Origin of the sequence: Paenibacillus puerhi (assembly GCF_009846885.1) — a bacterium.
Classification (GTDB): Bacteria; Bacillota; Bacilli; order Paenibacillales; family NBRC-103111; genus Paenibacillus_G; species Paenibacillus_G puerhi.
On sequence record NZ_WUWM01000027.1, the window covers coordinates 14191 to 33668 of the forward strand.

Below are 19478 nucleotides of genomic sequence, written 5' to 3' on the forward strand. Positions count from 1 at the left end.
AAAGGTGGATTTTCAATGGATTCCCGCTTCACAACCGAATTCGATGCTCTTGTGGAGAAGTTCGCGGAGCTGCTGACCGGCGACGCTTCCGAAGAGATGACCGAGAAGATCAAAGTCTGGTCCATCTACAATCATATCCATAAAACGATGCCTGCCTTGGCCAGCCACTGGAACCAGAACCATCCCGAAGCCCGCGCCCAGATTCGAGCCTTATATGAAGAAGTGCGCGATCTGAACCAGAAGCTCCGAGAAGCAAACAAGAAAACGGAGGAATAGCTCCGCCGTTTCCTTGTCCTCTATTTTTTATTCAACAGCCGGTAGCCGATCGAATCGAACAAACGCGGAAACAGTTGAAACAGCTTAACGCCGGCAGCCGCGGTAAACGGCAGATTAACCTCCGGCGTACGGCGTTCGATGGCCCGCATCATCCGACGCACGACCCTATCCGGCTTCAGCATGAACCACCTCACGTTGTTCACATAAGTCCCGGAAGGATCGGCACGGTCGAAGAAAGGCGTATCGATGGGTCCCGGATTAATGGCGGTTACATACACGCCGGTTCCTACCAGCTCAGGCCGCAAGCAGTTCGTTAGTCCCAGCACAGCATGCTTAGTCGCCGAATACCCGCTTGATTTGGCCGAACCGATCTTCCCCGCCATCGACGCGATATTGACGATATGGCCCGTTCCCCGATTCAGCATGTGAGGAAGTACAGCCTTGATACAACGGACCGTTCCCATATAATTGACATCCATCATATCCTCGAACTCGCGGAGCGGCGCATCGGCGAATCTGGAGAACACGCCATAACCCGCATTGTTGATCAGAATATCAATTCTCCCATACTCCTCCAGAATCCGGGACATGACAGCATCTACCTGTTCCGTGGACTGCACGTCCAGCACGAACGTACCGTGCGGCCCTGCGACCCGCTCCGACACTTCGGCAAGTCTCGTTTCCGAACGCGCCACAAGCACAGGAACAGCGCCCTGCTCGGCCAGCCTCTGAGCCATCAAAGCGCCTATGCCGCTGGATGCGCCTGTAATCACTACAACTTTATCTCGGAAAAACATGCGGTTTCCCCCTGTTCCGGTATCCGTCCCAACCTTCTCGAGCAATAAAAAAAGCGAAGCGCCTCTGCTCCGGAAGGAGCAGATACGACCCTCGCTTACCACTTTAAGCAATCAACACTTGAATGTCCAGTTCACCGATACCTTCCATAATGAGAGGGATGGTCAGCGCCCGCTTGGCGTCGAAGCCTGCCAGGCTGGCCGAGTGCAGCAGCTTGGGTGGCGTAATATCGACGCGCACTCCCTGATTAAACAGCATCGTACTCGCATTGCCGCTGATCATATTGCCCAGCTCTGAGATGGCGCTTTTGCTCATATCATCCATTTCCGTAATCATAAAACCACCCATCATCGCCGAAACAACCTTTAGTGCCACGCTTTCATGGAGTCCAAATACAATATCTCCTTGCATCTGCCCCGTCATGCCGATCTGGATCCAGATGTAGTTTTCTACAAACTTGACATCCTTAATACCCAGCTGGCCGGTAGACGGTCGAATATTGGCGACCTGTTCGATGACGATTCTAGCCGATTCCAGAAAAGGATTTATTAGCTCTGCTTTCATTCGGGTAGCGGTCTCCTTTCGACAAAATCCTATATTCCCGTAGGACCTATTGTTAATTCATTATACCTAAAATAAAGTCCTGCGTATAGGATTTTTTTACCTTTACCTCTCCCGATTTCCCAAAGTTTTTTCCGGCAAGCATGGTTCATACATCATAAGGGCATGGTTTTCAGCTATAAACTCCTCGCCCAGCAGCTGCCCTTGAAGGTCATACCGGTTGCGATAAAGCTCATTATGCCGGATATATCCACCCCAAAGCTCCTGGGTAAACCAGTGCCTTTTCTCTATAATTTCATACGTGTAGGGAGACGGGCTGTCCGATCTCCACTCCCCCACCAGTTCGTCGCCAGTCATATAGAGACAGAGCTGGTAGGTCGATTGCGTCGGATTCTTGATCTGCAGATCTATATAATTGTAAAAGCATGTCGCCCCGCTGCCGAACGGCTGCGTCCTGCCTGCATCGGGAAAGACGTCATAACTGTGCCGATAGCGTTCCGTGACGACAAGTGGCGTATGAAGCGTCATCCAATAGATAAGGTTGGACAGCTGGCAAAGCCCTCCGCCGATGCCTACCTTGACCTTTCCGTGCTGAAGGAGCATGCCGGGAACATACCCTTTGCGCCTCGTAGGCTTGCCGATGGTCCTCCAGTAGGAGAAAGTCTCCCCCGGTCTTAAGCAAACCCCGTGAATGCGCCCCGAAGCGATCTTCAGATTCATCACTTTGTTATGCTGAAGCCACATCTCCACATCCTGCAGGTTGCGCAGCAAGGGCGTCCGGTGAGCAAAGACGACATGAGCAAGAGGCTCAAGTCTCCGTACCCGACTCACATGTGAGTCCATCCGAAGCCATTGCCAATACCTGCGCAGCCGATAATACGAGATACCCGCGATCAGCCTAAGCCTAGAACGCCTAATTGGCTTAGGTATCGAAGCCGAAGCTGTCATAAATTCCTTCTCCCCGCATGATCTTTTCAATGGATTGCTTCACGTACCCGATCATATCGGAGGGCAGGGAATCCACTGGAAACCAGCCCATCTCCGAGCACTTGTCGGGCTCCCGGTTGCTGGGCTCTCCCTCCCAGGTCCGCACGCTCAGAAAAAAATCCACCCATTCCCCCGAATCCGAATTCCGATGCACGACCCGAACAACCTCCAGGTCCTCCGCACGGACCCGGAGACCGCTCTCTTCATAAGCTTCGCGTACGGCGGCCTGCTTCACTTCCTCACCGCCGTCCAGCTTTCCGGCTACCAGACTCAGCTTGCCGTCTTCGAAGCCGGTATTCGTTCTTCGAAGAAGCAGGATCCTTTCCTCTCGGACAAATAACAAATACACCGCGCTGTGCAGCCGAAACCATCTCTCTGCCATCGGCATTCCTCCCTTTCGCGTGCTCGTTCCTCTTCTATTATGATTCGCGCATTCCGCCTATTCCACCGGGTTTCGAACTGTCCCGAGAAACAAAATACTGCCGGTTTCCATACTCTGGATCGCTACCACAAAGGGCCGGTTGACCGTCATGTTTACCGGCTCTGCCGACGGCGGCGCTGATCCTGCCATCCCGATAGAAGTCACCGCAGCCGCTTCCGTCCCTTGTTCATTGACATGAATATAGGTCTTATGCAGCACCTCATCGATTTGAAGCGATGCTTGGTCGCTGATACCGCCAAATTTCGCTTTATTCCCATCGAAGGCTTCCTTCAGACCCATGGATTGGAGCGGCTCGTTCAGCTTATACTTTCCCTCCAGCTTGAATCGCGGAAGCTCAAGAATCACCCGCTGCGCCTCCATTTCGCGATTCCAAAAACCGGCATCCCCGGCCAGCTTCTCCGCCACGGCGTCTACATCCGTATGAGCGGCAGGCAGCACAAGGGTCATGGCCAGCTTTCCGTCCCCATAAGGGAGGCGCACCGCTTGGTAGAGAGGGTCCTCCGCATAACGGAATTGATTCTGCTGCTTCATCATCTGAACCTGTACCGGCTGGCCCGGCTTGATATGAAAATCGCCCGGCTTCGTTTGGCCTTCCTGAAAGGGATGCTGCCATTGGCCTTTGAAATAGAGGGCGTTAATCACGTAAAGTACCTTCTGTGAAGAGATCGGCCCTTCTATAATATGGTCGATCTTCCCTTCCGTCTTTTGGCTGACCCAGTCGTTTATCGCCTGAACCGCCTTTCGGTCCCTTGTGAAATCAAGCTCCTTCGCATCCGCGGCAAATACAGACCGGGCCTGCTCCACAAACGCCTGCTTGATTCCAGCGCCCTTCCGTATCCACAGGGAATTGGCGGTAGACAGCCTTACCTCACGACCCGAATGCTCCAGCAAATCACGGAGCACCTGTTGTCCCCTGCTCCATGCTTCCGGGGTCATCTGAGCCGTTTGAAGCACTTCGCTCATTTCGTCCCGAGTCGAGCCCTGCGCCCCGAGCTGCACGATCCCAATAGCCGACGCCACGCTATAAGGAGACATCACTACATTATCATCGGGAGCCGCCTTCGTCATGTGAAGATACAGCTCCAACCCGAATCGATTGCCGGCTTCCACGACGGCTGGCTCCAGCTCGCTCAAGCTGTACTTGCGCGCACTTGCTTCTCCGCCCTCCAGCCCCGGTTCTTTTCCGCAACCCACCGCCATACTCAGCATCAATGCGCCCAGTGCCACCAGCGAATAAGTCTTAAACGCACGTCTGACTTTGCTTGCACCCCTGTTCTTCTTCGTGATTTCCCATGCAGCCCCCATGCAGCCCACCCTCTTTCTATTCTATGCTCCTGACGCATCTTGTACATATGAAGTTGCAGGTTGTTCTTTCATCGTCCTGGCTTCCAGAAGGCCTTTACACGAGCTTTCAGATTCCAGAAGACAATATTACGTTTCGGGTTCGGGTAATCCGATCCGATTCGATCAAATTCGATAAAATTCGATTCAATCCGATCCATTCTGATCCATTCTGATCCATTCTTATCCATTCCATTCCATTACTTTCCATTCCGTTCCAATCCTCTCCTATCTGTTCTAATCCGTTCCAATCCGCTCCTATCCGTTCCAACACAGGTCTCCAAACGTTATTCCCCTTCCCGCCTTCCTATAGCCACTATCCCGTTCGCTCAGGGAGGAGCCCAGAACCGGCTGTCCCTCAAGCCAAAGCAATATCGTCAGGAGCACAGCCGATGTTCCAGAAAAAATGTTGATATACGAACGTATACTTGATATAATGGAAACAAATGTTCTTATATCTATTCTGAGGTGATTTTATGTACCCGGAGACTCAGACAACTCATTTTTCCATAGATCATAGTGCGCTGGAAGCATGCATAGAAGCCCTCTACACAGCCAAGTGGCCGGATGGATTTCGCTGTCCTGATTGCGGACATCGCCATGCCTACGAGATTCGCACCCGGAAGCTGCCTCTCTTTCAATGCAGGCTTTGTCATCATCAAGCTTCGCTGATTGCCGGCACGATCATGGAAGGCAGCAGGACCGATCTGCGCAAATGGTTTCATGCCATGCATCTAGTCGCTTCCGCTTCTCCCGGTATCAACGCTCTTCAGCTCAGCAAAATCATCAGCGTCACTTATAAAACTGCCTGGCTTATCCTGCATAAGATCCGGCATGCTATTGCTGCTAATAATAAAGCGCCCATTTCCGGGCATGTTCAGCTGAATTCGGCTTTTTATGGAAAGCCCTGGTGCTCCATTTTGAACCCTCATCCTAAGCGGCAAGCGCTGCTCGTAGGAGCCTCCGTCAATGACCAAGGTGAGATTCAAGAGGTAAGAATCATGCATATGCCCGAACGACATCTGACAGGTACAACCATCCGTTCGACCGGTATAACCGCGTTTACGATGCTTCATGTCGATCAGGCGAATTCACGCATCGAATCCAACATCTTGCATTTCAATCGGAAGCGATTCCGTCCATTGCTGGCTGCGGCCTTAGAAGCCTCACGCTGGTTAAACCAAACGTTCCATGGTATTGGCCCCAAACATCTTCAACGATATTTAGAGGAATTTGTTTACCATTATAATGGGGTTATTGCGCAAACCCCTGTGCTTCCGCACCTAACCAGGCTGTGTGCCACCTCACCACGTACAACTTACTCTGCTATCATACATGGGTCTCCTAGTGCGACAGAACCCATATACCGCCAAGCTCGCGTTGCGTCTTAGTGTTGTTCCCCTATGCCCTCGGATTTGAGCACACTTCCCACGCTTACTCCTGCTCATCCACCTGGGCTCATCCATACTCATATACCGCCAAGCTCGCGCTTCATCTTAGCGTTGTTCCCCTATGCCCTCGGATTCGAGCAAATTTCCCCACGCTTACTCCTGCTCATCCACCTGGGCTCATCCATACTCATATACCGCCAAGCTCGCGCTTCATCTTAGCGTTGTTCCCCTATGCCCTCGGATTCGAGCAAATTTCCCCACGCTTACTCCTGCTCATCCACCTGGGCTCATCCATACTCATATACCGCCAAGCTCGCGCTGCATCTTAGCGTTGTTCCCCTATGCCCTCGGATCCGAGTTATATTTCCCTACACTTACTCTTGCTCATCCACCTGAGCCCATTCATTCGTGCCCCATCCATCCGAGCTTATCCACCTAGGTGCATTCCACCCGAGCACCATCCACCTAAGCTCATCCACCTGAGCGAAGGGGATAGTGTCCATAGAAGCGCGAAGCATCACCCACCTCAAAAAAGGCCGAGGCTCTCGCCAGACCCCAGCTCTCCCATGCGAGAACCTAGCGTAGCAGGGTCCCTCTGTTATCCCTGGGCATCTGCACCGCCAAACCCTCCTTTCAATTTTAAGAATGTCTTAAGAAAATGACTCTGCCCTTGTTAAGATTTAGAGGCTATACTGGAGTCTGTTAGCAAGTCCTCACATTCCCACACAAAGTACGGATTAAAGAAGGAGGCCAGCGTCGCATGGCACAGCCAACCATTCTACTGGTGGACGATGAGCCCGAAATCATCGACCTGCTCGAAATTTATTTAAAAAATGAAGGCTACCGCTTGCTTCGCGCAAGTAACGGCATAGAGGCAATGGACGTCCTCAAGAAAGAAGAAGTGGATCTGATCGTACTCGATATCATGATGCCCAAGATGGATGGGATCGAGGCCTGCCTGAAGATCCGCCAGGAGAAGAATATGCCGATTATTATGCTGTCAGCCAAAAGCCAGGATATGGATAAGATTCTGGGGCTCAGCACGGGAGCCGACGATTATGTCTCGAAGCCTTTCAATCCCCTGGAGCTGATCGCCCGAATCAAGTCCCAACTCCGCCGCTACACACGCCTGAATGTCGGGCAGCCCAATAAGGATCATGAGCTTGAAGTCGATGATCTCACTATCAACACGGCAACGCATGAGGTCAAGCTGGACGGGCGCGAGCTCAGGCTGACTCCACGCGAATTTGCTATATTAGAGCTGCTCGTCCGGCATCGGGGTACAGTCTGGAGCATCCAGAAAATTTATGAAGCGGTATGGAAAGAGGCTTATTTGGATTCAGACAACACGGTCATGGTACATATACGGAAAATTCGTGAGAAAATCGAAGATAATCCGCGGAAACCAAGATTTATTAAAACCGTTTGGGGAGTGGGGTATAAAGTTGAATAAACAAGAGAAGGTACAAAAGCCGCGAAAACCGGTGCTGGAACGTTTTCCGTTCACCTGGTTTCCATTTAATCTGCTCCGGGGACTCCTATATTTTCTGATGGATGTTTACCGGATGGCTCGCAGACATATAGAGCAAAGTATCCGCCTGCAGCTTGTCCTCACCTTCGCCGTCTGTTTCGGAGTGGCCACCTTGTTCTACGCGATCAGCTCTGAGCTATTCGGCCAGATCAATAAAGGGACTGTTATCGACTACACCTCCGGCGTCAGAAAGATCGATAACGAAGCGCGAGAGCTAGTACGCTTGCTCGAGCCGCCGAGTGAGTACGACCATGAGGAATTCGGTACGACCGATGGCGAGCCTGTTCCTACAGTCCCGGCCGCCCGCGAAATACCCTTGCCGGGGCAAACGGACGCAGCCGCTTCTTCTCGGCAGGATGCTCTCCAGACCGGTTCTCAGAACGGCTCTCAGTCCGGGGGCCAGGCAGCCTCCACCAGTCCGCAAAGCTCTCAAGCCGATAGGCTGAAGCGGATCAGTGAATCCAGACTGCGTACATTTCAAAGCCAAGTGAAACGACTCGCCTCCAACGAAAAATACAAAATTGTCATAACCAATTTGGAAGGCAGGGTCGTATTCCGAAGTGACAACGCCCCTGAAACGTATGTGGATGTCCATCATGTGATCCGCAATGCCATGGATACGCGCAACAGCTATGAACGTTTTTCACGGACCGAATTTTCCAGCTTCTATCCGGTTGCATATAACAATCAGAAATCTTACCTTATCGTAAGCGCCATCCCTGAGCCGGAAATCAGCTATCAGAAAGGCCAGAGCCCCGTTTCCTTGCTTAGCGCGCTCGCTATCTTCATCTTCCTCTTCTACTGCTTCACCCAAAGGAAAATGCGGTATATCGAAGAGCTTGCGGGAGGATTGCGCATCATCGCTACGGGCAATCTGGACCACCGGGTAATCGAACGTTCGCGGGATGAGCTCGGCTCATTAGCCCGAGATATGAATCAAATGGTAGGCGATCTCCAGTTCCAAATGGAAGAGGAAAGGCGCGCTGAACGTTTGAAAAACGAGCTGGTCACTAATGTGTCCCATGATCTGCGGACTCCGCTTACGTTAATTATGGGCTACCTGCGGCTGCTCCACGACAAAAGCTATGATTCCAAAGAGCAAGCGGCCTCCTACGTCTCGATCGCTTACAATAAATCGGAGAAGCTGAAGGGCTTAATCGACGACCTGTTCGAGTACACGAAACTGTCCAATCAGGATGTCCCCCTTCACAAGCGCGGCGTAGCTATCAACGACCTGATGGAGCAGCTTCTGGAGGAATATGTGAGCTTGAGCGAGGAGCATAACCTTGTGCTGCTGCGCAGCATTCCCCAAGAGAAGCTGACGGTCCATGCGGACGTGGATAAAATGATACGCGTGTTCGATAATCTTCTGGGCAATGCTATCAAATACAGTCCTAAGCCGGGCGAGATCGCGGTTGGACTGGCCAAAGAAGGTCAGCATGCCGTCATCCGGATCAGCAATAAGGCAGACGCGTTGACACGCGAAGAACTGGAGCAGTTGTTCGACCGCTTCTACCGCATCGATCCCGCCCGCAGCTCGACGACCGGGGGCTCCGGTCTGGGACTTGCGATAGCGCGAAGCATCGTGGAATCGCATGACGGACAGATCTGGGCCGAATCGGCTGACGGCGAGATTCATTTTTATGTTAAACTTAGACTGGTAATCTGAGGAGAGGAAGACGTATATCGATGCCAGGCTATTTATTGGATTTGGATGGAACCTTGTACCATGGGGATAACCCGATTCCCGGAGCGGGACAATTTGTCCTTCATCTGCGCAAGCAGAACTACCCCTTTGTGTTTTTGACTAACAATTCCTCCCGGACGCCCGAGGAGGTGTCCAGGCATCTGGAAGCGACCGGGATCGAAGCGTACCCCGAAGAGGTATTAACCTCCTCACAGGCCGCTGCCAGTCACTTGCTTGAGCTGGAGCTGCCTACGCGCCGGGTATTTTGCATCGGGGAACGGGGGTTGCGAGACGCCTTGGAGCAGGCCGGCTTTGAACTGGCCGAGGCGGGCGACGAGCCTGGAAGTGTGAGCGCCGTTGTACAGGGTATCGACCGTTTATTCGATTACGGGAAGCTGATGACGGCAACCTCGCATTTGCGTAGAGGCGCCGTATCCATTCTTACGAATCCTGACCACCTGCTCCCCTGGAACGGCGAGCTGACGCCCGGAGCAGGCTCCCTAGGAGCCTCTATCGAACGCGCATCAGGCATTGCCCCTGTTGTCATCGGTAAGCCATCGCAGATTATTATGAAAGCTGCCGTAGACAAGCTGAACCTGCCGATTACCGATATATGGACCGTGGGCGATAATTTGTCTACGGATATTCAAGGCGGGATCTCCATAGGAAGCCGTACAGCGCTCGTATTAACCGGGCTGCTGACTGACCTCGCTGCCGCCGAAGAAGCGATTAGTCGCACGGGAATCCGTCCTGATCGCATATGCCGGAATCTGCAGGAACTGCTGCTATAATCGATTGGCCCGAAGCTCCCAGTCTTTTTGACGAAGGGGCTTTTTGGCTATCCCGTTATCCCGTTGACTTCTTATTAACCGAATGATACATTTAATTAAATAATTAAAATATTTTGTTTTAAATTTTTAATCCAAGAAAGGATATACCTTCCATGATAGAACGTGAACCGCATATCGAACGATTCGAACGGTCGTTTTTCGCCTTGTTCCGCAAGTTAGGCCCCGAGCTTGGTGTTCGCGGGGATATTTCGCTCACCGGTCCCCAGACGATGATGCTCTACACCCTTCATAAGATGGGGCCTTGTCCCGGCGGCAAGCTCGCCCAGAAGATGGAGGTTACGCCGAGCGCCATTACGGTGATGATCGAACGGCTTGTTCAGCAAGGCCTGGTGGAGCGTACCCATGATGAGCATGACCGCCGGATTGTTAGGCTATCCATAACGGAGAAGGGCTCGGACACGCTGCAGCGTCTGCGAGTCATCCGGGACGAAACCTTAAAGCGGTATTTATCCTATATAGAGCCGGATGAGCTTGAAGCTTTCCTATCTATCTTCGAAAAAATGGTCAAGCACGTGGAAGAAGAGCAGTTGTAGAACTCCTCTCATCTGCTTCTGCGTTCCATGACATGCTTCAATTTGACCGCCGTATCCGAGCCGGGAGAAGGCGTGTACACGCTCATACGCAAGTCAGTCTGGCCCTGAACCTGGAGCGAACTGAGATCGAAAAGCATTTTGCCCGCTTTGGCATGACGGAATTCGATGAACACCTCAGGTGCAGGGCTTACATCGTTACGGTTCCAGATCGACATAAAATCCGGATTCTGCTTGCTAAGACGTTCAATAAATTCCCCGTACCACGGATCTCCTACATAGCGGCCGTAATAATAGCGGAAGATGGCTAGAAAGCCGCAAACAAACTCATACCAATTTACAGCCAAGGCACGAAACTCTTTGCGGGTGAACAACAGCCAGATCAAATTTCTCTCCTCTGAAGGAACTAGATTAAAATCCATAAATACCGCGGCTGCCGCTTCGTTCCATCCGACAATCTGACAGCGCCGATCCGAGATGATGGCCGGACATGAAGATAGCTCCGTCAGCAGGATTTGCAGCGACGGAGGGATGGACGCTACCACCTCCCACCCAGAAGCCCCGGCGGCAGGCTGGATCGGCTGCTCGGTCGCCAGCATCAACAAATACTGCCTTTCATCGTCATTCAGCCGCAAAGCGGAAGCGATGCATTCCAGCACCTGAGGCGATACGGTAATCTCCCTCCCCTGCTCAAGCCACGTATACCAGGTCGTGCTTACTCCGGCCAGTTGGGCAACCTCTTCACGGCGAAGGCCCGGTGTACGCCTTCTGGTACCCGCTGGCATCCCCACATCGACAGGCTGCAAGCGAGCCCGGTGGGAAATCAGAAATTCAGCTAGCGCTGACAAACGCGCATCCTTATTCACGGCTGGAGTCCTCCCTATTTGCGAGCTACAATCTTATCATGTTAACCATTATACCAGGATAAACAACAACTTGTAATAGGATAAGGCATGTGCCATTATCAAGAATAGGATCTGGTCCTAATATCAACCCAAAGGAGGCTGATGCTTTATGGTACCAAGAGTTGTTGTCACTGGAATGGGTGTCATAAGTCCAATCGGTCAATCTGTCGAAACGTTCTGGGACTCACTCACGTCCGGACGATCCGGGATCCGTACGATTGACTCCTTCGATGCTTCCCCCTACAAAGTCCGAATCGCCGGAGCCGTCCGGGACTTTGATCCCGAAACCGTCATAGACCGGCGCGAAGCGCGGAGGATGGACCGGTACTGTCAGCTTGCAGTCGCGGCAGCCCGGCAAGCCGTTAAGGATGCCGGGCTCGACATCTCAGAGCGCAATGCGAGGCGCGTCGGCGTCTATATCGGGACCGGGGTAGGCGGTCTCCAGACGATGCTCGACAACTACAAGACGCTACTGGAGCGCGGGCCCGGAAGGGTCAGTCCCGCCGTTGTACCGATGATGATCGCCAACATGGCTGCCGCTCAGGTCAGTATAATGACGGGCGCCAAGGGCCCCACCCTTGCACCGGTCACCGCTTGCGCGACGGGCAACACCGCGATCGGCGAGGCATTCAAACTCATTCAGCGGGGCGGAGCCGACACCGTAATAGCCGGAGGCACGGAATCGACGACCCATGGGCTTGCCTTGGCCGGGTTCGGCAATGCATCTGCCGCATCTACGAGGAATGACGCCCCCGAGAAGGCAAGCCGACCGTTCGATGCCGGGCGAGACGGCTTCGTCATGGCCGAGGGCTCCGGCGTACTTGTGCTGGAAGCCCTTGATCATGCGCTGGCGCGGGGCGCCCGGATCTATGCCGAGATCGTCGGCTATGCCTCTACCTCGGATGCCTATCATATGGTCGCTCCCGATCCGGAAGGTCTCAGTGCGAGCGCCGCGATGACACTGGCTCTCGAGGATGCGGGTCTGCCCCCTGAGGCGGTAGACCATATTAATGCCCATGCGACCGGCACTCAGCTTGGCGATCTGGCGGAGACCGTCGCCGTGAAGACGGCATTCGGCAAGCATGCTTACCGCATCCCGATCACGGCGAATAAATCCATGCTAGGCCACATGCTGGGTGCGGCCGGAGGCGTGGAGGCGATCGCGCTGATTCAGACGATTCGCCATGGACTTATCCCCCCAACGATCAATCTGGATCATCCGGACCCGGACTGCGATCTGGACTATGTGCCTCATACGGCACGCCGTGCGGAGGTCGATGTAGGACTGTCCAACTCCGTCGGCTTTGGGGGACATAATGCCATGCTTGTTCTTCGCGGTTACCGCTAATCACAAAAAGCCGTGCTTCCCATGAATGGACGGGAAGCACGGCTTTACTAGTCAAGCGCCTCTTCTTTTCTTAGTCTTCGATCGGCAAACCGCGCAGCCTCAGACGATCCTGACCCGCGTCGGCAGTCAGTCTCTCCAGCCAGCGAAGCTCGACCTGAGCATGCTCCATACGTCCCTTCATCATATGCAGAACACTGCGCGATACATCGGGAATATGGCTTTCATATACCTCGCTCAGTACAGCAAGGATATGCCGCTGTTCCTCTACCTTGGCCAGAAGCAAGTTGTGAATTCGTTGTTGATCCCCATATTTGGCAAAGGCGAGCGCCGCATACAGCGGATGGTACACGGTCTTGGTTTCCTCGAACTGCTCTTCCAGCAGCTCCTGAAACAGCTGCTTGCCCGCATTCGTAATCCGGTATACCGTCCGTTCAGGTCGACCTCCGCTGTCCTTGTACGTTATCGCCTGCTTGACGGCTCCTGTCTTAGCAAGCGTTTCGATTGCATAATACAAAGAGCCTTCCTGCATCTTAATATAGTGGAGCATATTCCGCTCTTTCATCTTCTGCCGCATCTCGTAAGGATGGCTGTCCGCTTCCATCAACAGCCCCAGTATAACAAGCTTCATGGACATAGACGACTGGCCTACATATGCCCATGCTGCGGAGACGGCGCATCGCCCTCTCCCGGCTTACCGGAGCTTTTCCCACCTGGAGAAAGCTCCAATCTCGACTTGCCCAGCAGCAGCACGAAGATAAAAGCAACTATCGCGATAGCGATCGATACCTGGAAGACAAACGCGATCGAATCCGCCAAGCCAAGAATCAGCTTATCGAGCACCGGCTTAGGAACCGCCTGGCGGAATTGTTCGCTCAGCAGCGCTTGCGGATTTGCCGGGGCTTGGCTGGTAGCATTACCCGGCAGCAGCTCAGCGATGCGCTCCCTCAGCGCGTAAGACTGTACCGTACCAAGCACGGTCACTCCCACGGCCGAGCCGATCGAACGGAAGAAGGAAACGAGCGACGTCACAACCCCGCGGTATTCGAAGCTGACGCTTTGAACCGAGGATATGGAGATAACCGGAAACTGGGCGCCGATACCAAGGCCTAGCATGATCATATATAGCGTGACCAGATAGCGCGGCGTCTCTATGGAAATAGTTCCGAGAAGTATAGTGGCAACAAGCAGCAGGGTCGCCGAGCATAGCATGATACTGCGATACGAGGCATTCGCCAGGAAGCGCCCGCCGATGGCGCTGCTGGCTACCACCCCCAGCATCATCGGAGTAAGCACGAGTCCCGCGCTCGTCGCCGAGCCTTGGAATACGCCTTGGATAAACAGCGGAATATAGGTCGCGGCCGAGATCATCAGCGTTCCATAGAAGAAGCTGACCCCCATACTTGCCGTGAACAGCTTGGAGCGAAACAACTGGAAGGGCACGATCGGCGCCGAAGCCCGGCGTTCGATGAAGTAAAACAACACGAGCAGTACAACGGCTGCCGCAAACATGCCGATGATAGGCGCCGATACCCAGTCATATTCCTTGCCGCCAAGCTCTAGGCCAAGCATCAAGGAAATGATCGCTGCCGTGAAAGCCAGAGTGCCGAGCCAATCGATCTTCTGATTCGGATTTTTCGGCAGAACCGGATGGTAGCATAAGGAGATCAGCACCAACGACAGAATGCCCAGCGGTAAATTAATGTAGAAAATCCACTGCCAATTGACATAGTCGGTGAAATACGCGCCGGCCAGCGGTCCAAGCACGCTCGATATTCCAAAAACGGCTCCGAACAGCCCCTGCATTTTGCCCCGCTTCTCAGGCGGAAAAATATCGAATACGATGGCAAAGGTAATGGGCATCATCGCACCGCCGCCAATCCCCTGGATCGCACGGTAGATGATCAATTGCAGCATCGAATCGGATGTTCCGCACAGGGCGGAGCCAATCATGAAAACAACGAGTCCGATCAGGAAAAACAGCTTGCGTCCGTACATATCCCCAAGCTTGCCGAAGATAGGCATCGCCACGACGTTAGCGATCAAGTAGGCGGAGAATACCCACACGAATTGCTCCAGTCCGCCTAGCTCTCCGAGAATAGTGGGCATGGCCGTCGAGACGATCGTCTGATCCAGCGAAGCAAGGAGCAGCGCCAGCATTAGCCCCGTTACCGTCCACGGGATATTGGACTTTTTATTCACTTCCATCTTCGATCCTCCGTTACCTCTGAATAATTTAAAGATAAAACGATTATACTCAAATTTGAGTAATAATCAAGCGCTATAAATGGGAAGCCTGTCCCCCTGTTTGCCCTTCCCTTTCCATTATCATATAATTAAATGTGACTTGATAGCGCACGTTCACGCCTTTGGAGAGGAGGTACGACGTGAACCTGAACCAACTGGAGACGCTCATTACCATTTCCAAAACCATGAGCTTTCGCAAAGCCGGTGAATTGCTGAATTTGACCCAGCCGGCCGTATCCGCCCAGATCAAGAGTCTGGAGGATGAGTTCAAGACCGTGCTGATCGACAGAAATCAACCCGTCACCCTAACCGATAGCGGCCGCGTATTTCTGGATCATGCCGAGATGATCCTGCAGACTGTCGAGGACCTTAAGCAGCGGCTGGCTGATTTGAACCAGACGCCCCAGGGACATATCCATCTGGGCACTACGACTTCCATCGCCATGCAGATCCTGCCCCGGGTGCTGTCCTACTTTCAAAATCAGTTTCCGCTGATCAAGACTACGATCCATTCCATGTCGACCTCGCAGATCATGCAAAGCGTCGAAAATGGAGCGATCGACATCGGCATCACGTACTTGTTCGAGAAGCAAGCTACCCTGGAGAGCTCGGTGCTCTACTACGACACCTTCGAGCTGACCGTATCGCCCCAGCATCCGCTTGCCCGCTTCTCTCATGTACCTATCGAGAAGCTTCATGATCTGCCTCTCATCATGCTGTCCCCGGAGACGGCCGGTCGGCGGTTTGTCGACCAAGTGTTCAAGCTTCTGCATATAGCCCCGCAGACCGTTATGGAGCTGTCCAGCAGCGAAGAAGTGAAAAGGATGGTAGAGCTGAATCTTGGAGCTGCCATCATATCGAAGCTCTCTATCCAGAATGAGCTGAGAATGGGAACTTTGAAAATGGTTAAGGTCAATGAGCTGGAAATCAGCCATCCTGTCGGTGTCGTGTATAAGTCGGGCCGTTACTTGAGCTCGGCGCTGCATCAGTTCCTGCTTGACCTGAAGGGCATGCAGGAAATCCAATTCATAGGTTCGGAGTGAGCATACGCCATGAAATTCGACTTACATACGCATCATGAACGTTGTGGTCACGCGGTCGGTACGATCCGCGATTATGTAGAGGCCGGCATTCGTCACGGCCTGCAGGTTATCGGCATCAGCGACCATTCGCCCTATTTTGCAAGCAGCGAGGAGCAGGCCCAGCCTGGCATCGCTATGGCCAAGAGCGAGTTCAGCCGTTATGTAGACGAAGTATTGAAGCTGAAAGCCGAGTATGCAGGGCGTATCGATGTCCTGCTTGGTGTGGAATCCGACTATTTCCCCGAGCATGCCGAGATCTATCAGGCGATCTACGAGCAGTACCCGTTCGACTATATCATCGGCTCGGTTCATCTGTCGGGAGGGGTTAGCATCTTCAACCGCAAGCGCTGGAAAGGCTTATCCGAGCAGCAGCAGATTGAACAAAAGGAGATTTACTATGATCTGATCGAACAGTCTGCCCGCAGCGGCATGTTCCAGATCCTCGGTCATATTGACGCTATGCGCGGCTTCTACCCCGCCTTCACGGAAATTAAGACCGAAGCCGTCGAGCGGACGCTCAAGGTCATCGGCGAGAACGGGGTTGCCATCGAAATCAACACATCGGGTAAAACAAAGGATTGCGGCGGATGGTACCCGATCCATGAAGTTCTGGAGAGAGCCTTCCACTATAAGGTGCCCGTCACCTTTGGCTCCGATGCCCATGTACCGGAACGGGTCGGCGACGATTGGGAAGAAGTGGCCGCTACGCTCAAAGCCATCGGTTATCGCGAGTGGGTGTATTTCAAGGAGAAGCGCCCACACAGCGTGCCGTTGTAGAGACCGAACGAAAAACCAATCTTAACATAAAGGGGCTGACATTCCCCGCAGAAGCTCTTCTGCGGAGTGTCAGCCCCTTTGTTTGGTTGGCTTGGCATAGCATGCCGCCACTTCTAATGGCGTCCTTTCGGTTTGTAGCCATCTCTGTCGTGTCTGGACGATGATAAGACACGTCCGCCGAGGCGTCCGGAGCGTTCGGGATGTACGGAGCGTCTGGTCCCCTTATGGGTAGAATGCCGTTTTAAGGACGCTGTTTTCGCCAGTCCTCCCAAGCCAAAGCCTCCCCCGAACAGTTTGAATATCGGGCCGAACTGCCTGAAGATCGTTACCATCTTCTGCACCTTGCCCATCGTGGACAGAATACCGTCCAGCCCGCCCATGCGGTTGAATAGCGTCATGAAATCGCCGCCACCCGACGCCCCTACGCCTGCGCCCACGCCTGCGCCAGCCGCAAGACTTTCCCTCTCAGTCCCTAACACACCCCTACCCAGAGCTGTCGTCTGTCCATCTTGTTCGTATGGAGAGAATAGACCTTGTATTTCAGCGGTGTTTATCCGGGGCTGCGGCTTTGCAATTCTCGGCTTGCGGACCGTCCGGCTGCCAGTACCCGCGCGTCCTGCCGCAGAGGAGGAAGCACGATGCCGCCCGGATGCGCGTTGTTGTTTACTCATACGCTGTACACCCTTCCTTCTACGTTCCAACGGTTCTTTTTACCGTACCGCCTTTATCCGATGGCCCTACTTCAGCATATGTCCTTCTTGAGGCGTACGTTTGGGTCCATTCCCCAGGCTCAGACAAAATAGGTAGTTGACCTCCGAGCGAGATCCGAAACCGGAACTTGGGAAGACCACAGGGAGGAGGACTCTTTGAGCAAGATTGGGGATCAACCCCATGGAAAACTCCCCGACAGCTTGAGCCATCGGGGAGTTTTCATGAAGTTTAGGGGCGGGCCGATGCGTCTGCACGAGTCGGACGGACCTTTTCTGCCGGCTCTGCCGGTCCGGAAGCCCGGAACGCTTGAACCGCCTGGCGCACTTCTTGCGTAGTGTCCATATCCAGCACGCGCTGAAGCAGTTCCTCGCTTGCGGCAGCGGTCAGCCTGGATAGCGTATATTTCTGCTTGGGGACAGAAGCCGCATCCATGCTCCATTCATCCAATTCCATCGCCAGCAGAAGCGGAGCAGCGAGTGGATCGCCGGCCATTTTGCCGCACATGCCGACCCATTTGCCTTCGGCGTGCGCCGCTTCGATCAGTCGATGGATTGATCGCAGCACAGCCGGATGGAAGTAATCGTACAGATGCGCAACCTTTTCATTCATCCGGTCCACGGCTAGCGTGTACTGAACGAGATCATTCGTTCCGATGCTGAAAAAGTCGACTTCCTTCGCAAAACGGTCAGCCAGCTGGATCACCGACGGGATCTCGGCCATAATGCCGATCTCTAGCTTCTCGTCGAATGGAACGCCGTCGGCCTTCAGCTCGCGCATAATGTCCTGCGTAAGCGACTTGGCCGTACGAAACTCCTGCACCGAGGAGACCATCGGAAACATGATTTTCACGCAGCCGTATGCGCTGGCCCGCACGATAGCGCGAAGCTGGGTGCGGAAGAGCTCCGGCTCATGCAGGCACAGACGAATGGCCCGCATACCGAGAAACGGATTGTCTTCATGAGGCAAATCCCAATAGGACAGCTTCTTGTCTCCTCCGATATCGAGTGTCCGGATCACAATCGGCTTCCCTTGCCATGCTTCAAGCATGCTGCGATAAACCTGGAACTGCTCATCCTCCGTCGGGAAGCTGGCGGCATTCATGAATAGGAATTCCGTCCGGAATAAGCCGACGCCATGTACCTCCTGCACGATACCCTCGCGCATTTCCTCCGGCATGCCGACATTAACAGCGAGCCCGATCTCGGCGCCGTCGGCCGTGACCGCGGGCAGCTCCCTGTAAGCGGACAGCTTCCGGGCCGCCTCCTGCTCGCGTTCCTGCTTGTGCCGGTAAGCCGCCTCGGTAGCAGGCTCCGGATGCAGGATACAGATGCCCTCGGTACCGTCAAGGATGATACGGTCGCCATGCTGCAGACGGACGAAGTCGTCCCCGGTGCCCACAACCGCCGGGATGCCCAGGGAACGAGACAGGATGGCGGTGTGCGTCGTCTCGCCGCCGGCTCTCGTTACAAAGCCCATGATGATGTTCCGGTCAAGCTGAACGGTAACCGAGGGCGTCAGATCGTCGGCTGCCAGAATGACCGGCTCCGTAATCTGCTTGAGATCGGGATACGATACGTGCTGCAGATGCGACATCAGCCGTTCCGCAACATCTCTAACATCATGTATCCGTTCCTTGACGTAAGCATTCTCCATCTTCTCGAACAAGGCCGTGAGCTGCGCCAGGACCGTCAGCACCCCGTGCTCAGGGGAGGACTGCTTGCGCTTAACCTGACGGACGATCTCTCCATAGAATGCAGGATCGTTCAGAAAGCTTCGCTGTCCCTGAATAATCGCCGTCTTCTCCTTGCCAAGTTTTTTCTCCGATTGGGAAATGATAGCGTCAAGCTCCGCCAGCGATTCGTGCTTGGCTTTCTCCAGTCTAGCCAGCTCGCCCTCCACTTCGCCTTCCTCAATGCGTTCCGGGAAGGCTGCCTCGGCTGGCGGCTTCGCGTACACGAATACCGATCCGAAACGGATGCCTTCCGACACGCCTATGCCTGGAATCCGGATTTCGCTCAT

19 protein-coding genes are annotated in these 19478 nt (G+C 53.8%); 9 read left to right on the forward strand and 10 right to left on the reverse strand.

The features are described 5' to 3' along the window. The first annotated feature begins 15 nt into the window (after positions 1 to 15). Positions 16 to 276, forward strand: a complete 261-nt coding sequence (locus tag GSF01_RS21630) for a DUF2573 family protein (protein WP_159887384.1) — start codon at positions 16 to 18, stop codon at positions 274 to 276. 20 nt (positions 277 to 296) lie between these two features. Here GSF01_RS21630 and GSF01_RS21635 read toward each other — a convergent pair whose 3' ends face one another. From GSF01_RS21635 to GSF01_RS21655, 5 genes are all read right to left on the reverse strand, one after another. Next, complete coding sequence (locus tag GSF01_RS21635; RefSeq protein ID WP_159887385.1) at positions 297 to 1073, reverse strand: SDR family NAD(P)-dependent oxidoreductase; 777 nt, start codon at positions 1071 to 1073, stop codon at positions 297 to 299. Positions 1074 to 1176: 103 nt separating this feature from the next. Next, complete coding sequence (locus GSF01_RS21640) at positions 1177 to 1635, reverse strand: chemotaxis protein CheX (RefSeq protein ID WP_159887386.1); 459 nt, start codon at positions 1633 to 1635, stop codon at positions 1177 to 1179. 102 nt (positions 1636 to 1737) lie between these two features. Continuing rightward, entirely contained in the window at positions 1738 to 2580 is an 843-nt protein-coding gene (locus tag GSF01_RS21645) for a VanW family protein (RefSeq protein ID WP_159887387.1), read from the reverse strand. Continuing rightward, the gene (locus GSF01_RS21650; RefSeq protein ID WP_159887388.1) at positions 2555 to 3001 is read right to left on the reverse strand and encodes an NUDIX hydrolase; all 447 of its coding nucleotides are present in this window, start codon (positions 2999 to 3001) and stop codon (positions 2555 to 2557) included. The genes GSF01_RS21645 and GSF01_RS21650 overlap by 26 nt, the downstream gene beginning before the upstream one ends. A 57-nt stretch (positions 3002 to 3058) precedes the next feature. Then, complete coding sequence (locus tag GSF01_RS21655) at positions 3059 to 4366, reverse strand: serpin family protein (RefSeq protein ID WP_159887389.1); 1308 nt, start codon at positions 4364 to 4366, stop codon at positions 3059 to 3061. A gap of 512 nt (positions 4367 to 4878) precedes the next feature. On the opposite strand from GSF01_RS21655, the gene GSF01_RS21660 reads away from it, so the two are divergent. The 5 genes from GSF01_RS21660 (at position 4879) to GSF01_RS21680 (ending at position 10395) form a co-directional block, all read left to right on the forward strand. Then, a complete protein-coding gene (locus GSF01_RS21660) occupies positions 4879 to 5793 on the forward strand; it encodes a transposase (RefSeq protein ID WP_159887390.1) in 915 nt (304 codons plus the stop codon). 760 nt (positions 5794 to 6553) lie between these two features. Further along, the gene (locus tag GSF01_RS21665; RefSeq protein WP_159887391.1) at positions 6554 to 7246 is read left to right on the forward strand and encodes a response regulator transcription factor; all 693 of its coding nucleotides are present in this window, start codon (positions 6554 to 6556) and stop codon (positions 7244 to 7246) included. After that, positions 7239 to 8993, forward strand: coding sequence for a sensor histidine kinase (locus tag GSF01_RS21670; protein ID WP_159887392.1), 1755 nt, complete (start codon positions 7239 to 7241; stop codon positions 8991 to 8993). Before GSF01_RS21665 ends, GSF01_RS21670 begins: the two co-directional genes overlap by 8 nt. 20 nt (positions 8994 to 9013) lie before the next feature. Next, the gene (locus GSF01_RS21675; protein WP_159887393.1) at positions 9014 to 9802 is read left to right on the forward strand and encodes an HAD-IIA family hydrolase; all 789 of its coding nucleotides are present in this window, start codon (positions 9014 to 9016) and stop codon (positions 9800 to 9802) included. A gap of 152 nt (positions 9803 to 9954) precedes the next feature. Next, the gene (locus GSF01_RS21680) at positions 9955 to 10395 is read left to right on the forward strand and encodes a MarR family winged helix-turn-helix transcriptional regulator (RefSeq protein WP_159887394.1); all 441 of its coding nucleotides are present in this window, start codon (positions 9955 to 9957) and stop codon (positions 10393 to 10395) included. A gap of 8 nt (positions 10396 to 10403) precedes the next feature. Here GSF01_RS21680 and GSF01_RS21685 read toward each other — a convergent pair whose 3' ends face one another. Continuing rightward, positions 10404 to 11258 carry a helix-turn-helix transcriptional regulator gene (locus GSF01_RS21685; RefSeq protein ID WP_159887395.1) on the reverse strand — a complete coding sequence of 285 codons (855 nt, stop codon included), beginning with the start codon at positions 11256 to 11258 and terminating at the stop codon, positions 10404 to 10406. 148 nt (positions 11259 to 11406) lie between these two features. Between GSF01_RS21685 and fabF the strand changes: the two genes are divergently transcribed. After that, complete coding sequence (gene fabF, locus GSF01_RS21690; protein ID WP_159887396.1) at positions 11407 to 12645, forward strand: beta-ketoacyl-ACP synthase II; 1239 nt, start codon at positions 11407 to 11409, stop codon at positions 12643 to 12645. Between the two features lie 70 nt (positions 12646 to 12715). Here fabF and GSF01_RS21695 read toward each other — a convergent pair whose 3' ends face one another. Next, on the reverse strand, positions 12716 to 13279 hold the full coding sequence (locus tag GSF01_RS21695) for a PadR family transcriptional regulator (protein WP_159887397.1): 564 nt from the start codon (positions 13277 to 13279) through the stop codon (positions 12716 to 12718). A gap of 11 nt (positions 13280 to 13290) precedes the next feature. Then, positions 13291 to 14850, reverse strand: a complete 1560-nt coding sequence (locus GSF01_RS21700; RefSeq protein ID WP_159887398.1) for an MDR family MFS transporter — start codon at positions 14848 to 14850, stop codon at positions 13291 to 13293. A 179-nt stretch (positions 14851 to 15029) separates the two neighbouring features. Between GSF01_RS21700 and GSF01_RS21705 the strand changes: the two genes are divergently transcribed. Then, positions 15030 to 15932, forward strand: coding sequence for a LysR family transcriptional regulator (locus GSF01_RS21705; protein ID WP_159887399.1), 903 nt, complete (start codon positions 15030 to 15032; stop codon positions 15930 to 15932). 9 nt (positions 15933 to 15941) lie between these two features. Next, complete coding sequence (locus GSF01_RS21710; protein WP_159887400.1) at positions 15942 to 16748, forward strand: histidinol-phosphatase; 807 nt, start codon at positions 15942 to 15944, stop codon at positions 16746 to 16748. Between the two features lie 113 nt (positions 16749 to 16861). Here GSF01_RS21710 and GSF01_RS29840 read toward each other — a convergent pair whose 3' ends face one another. Together GSF01_RS29840 and ptsP are read right to left on the reverse strand one after the other, a co-directional pair. After that, entirely contained in the window at positions 16862 to 17419 is a 558-nt protein-coding gene (locus tag GSF01_RS29840; RefSeq protein WP_235941673.1) for a hypothetical protein, read from the reverse strand. A 268-nt stretch (positions 17420 to 17687) separates the two neighbouring features. After that, the gene (gene ptsP, locus GSF01_RS21720) at positions 17688 to 19478 is read right to left on the reverse strand and encodes a phosphoenolpyruvate--protein phosphotransferase (protein ID WP_159887401.1); all 1791 of its coding nucleotides are present in this window, start codon (positions 19476 to 19478) and stop codon (positions 17688 to 17690) included.

Excerpts from the sequence above, each read along its gene's own strand:
- GSF01_RS21630 (WP_159887384.1), top strand. The coding sequence starts at position 16 with ATGGATTCCCGCTTCACAACCGAATTCGATGCTCTTGTGGAGAAGTTC.
- GSF01_RS21635 (WP_159887385.1), bottom strand. The coding sequence starts at position 1,073 with ATGTTTTTCCGAGATAAAGTTGTAGTGATTACAGGCGCATCCAGCGGC.
- GSF01_RS21640 (WP_159887386.1), bottom strand. The coding sequence starts at position 1,635 with ATGAAAGCAGAGCTAATAAATCCTTTTCTGGAATCGGCTAGAATCGTC.
- GSF01_RS21645 (WP_159887387.1), bottom strand. The coding sequence starts at position 2,580 with ATGACAGCTTCGGCTTCGATACCTAAGCCAATTAGGCGTTCTAGGCTT.
- GSF01_RS21650 (WP_159887388.1), bottom strand. The coding sequence starts at position 3,001 with ATGGCAGAGAGATGGTTTCGGCTGCACAGCGCGGTGTATTTGTTATTT.
- GSF01_RS21655 (WP_159887389.1), bottom strand. The coding sequence starts at position 4,366 with ATGGGGGCTGCATGGGAAATCACGAAGAAGAACAGGGGTGCAAGCAAA.
- GSF01_RS21660 (WP_159887390.1), top strand. The coding sequence starts at position 4,879 with ATGTACCCGGAGACTCAGACAACTCATTTTTCCATAGATCATAGTGCG.
- GSF01_RS21665 (WP_159887391.1), top strand. The coding sequence starts at position 6,554 with ATGGCACAGCCAACCATTCTACTGGTGGACGATGAGCCCGAAATCATC.
- GSF01_RS21675 (WP_159887393.1), top strand. The coding sequence starts at position 9,014 with ATGCCAGGCTATTTATTGGATTTGGATGGAACCTTGTACCATGGGGAT.
- GSF01_RS21680 (WP_159887394.1), top strand. The coding sequence starts at position 9,955 with ATGATAGAACGTGAACCGCATATCGAACGATTCGAACGGTCGTTTTTC.
- fabF (WP_159887396.1), top strand. The coding sequence starts at position 11,407 with ATGGTACCAAGAGTTGTTGTCACTGGAATGGGTGTCATAAGTCCAATC.
- GSF01_RS21695 (WP_159887397.1), bottom strand. The coding sequence starts at position 13,279 with ATGTCCATGAAGCTTGTTATACTGGGGCTGTTGATGGAAGCGGACAGC.
- GSF01_RS21700 (WP_159887398.1), bottom strand. The coding sequence starts at position 14,850 with ATGGAAGTGAATAAAAAGTCCAATATCCCGTGGACGGTAACGGGGCTA.
- GSF01_RS21710 (WP_159887400.1), top strand. The coding sequence starts at position 15,942 with ATGAAATTCGACTTACATACGCATCATGAACGTTGTGGTCACGCGGTC.
- GSF01_RS29840 (WP_235941673.1), bottom strand. The coding sequence starts at position 17,419 with ATGAGTAAACAACAACGCGCATCCGGGCGGCATCGTGCTTCCTCCTCT.
- ptsP (WP_159887401.1), bottom strand. The coding sequence starts at position 19,478 with ATGAGCGAAATCCGGATTCCAGGCATAGGCGTGTCGGAAGGCATCCGT.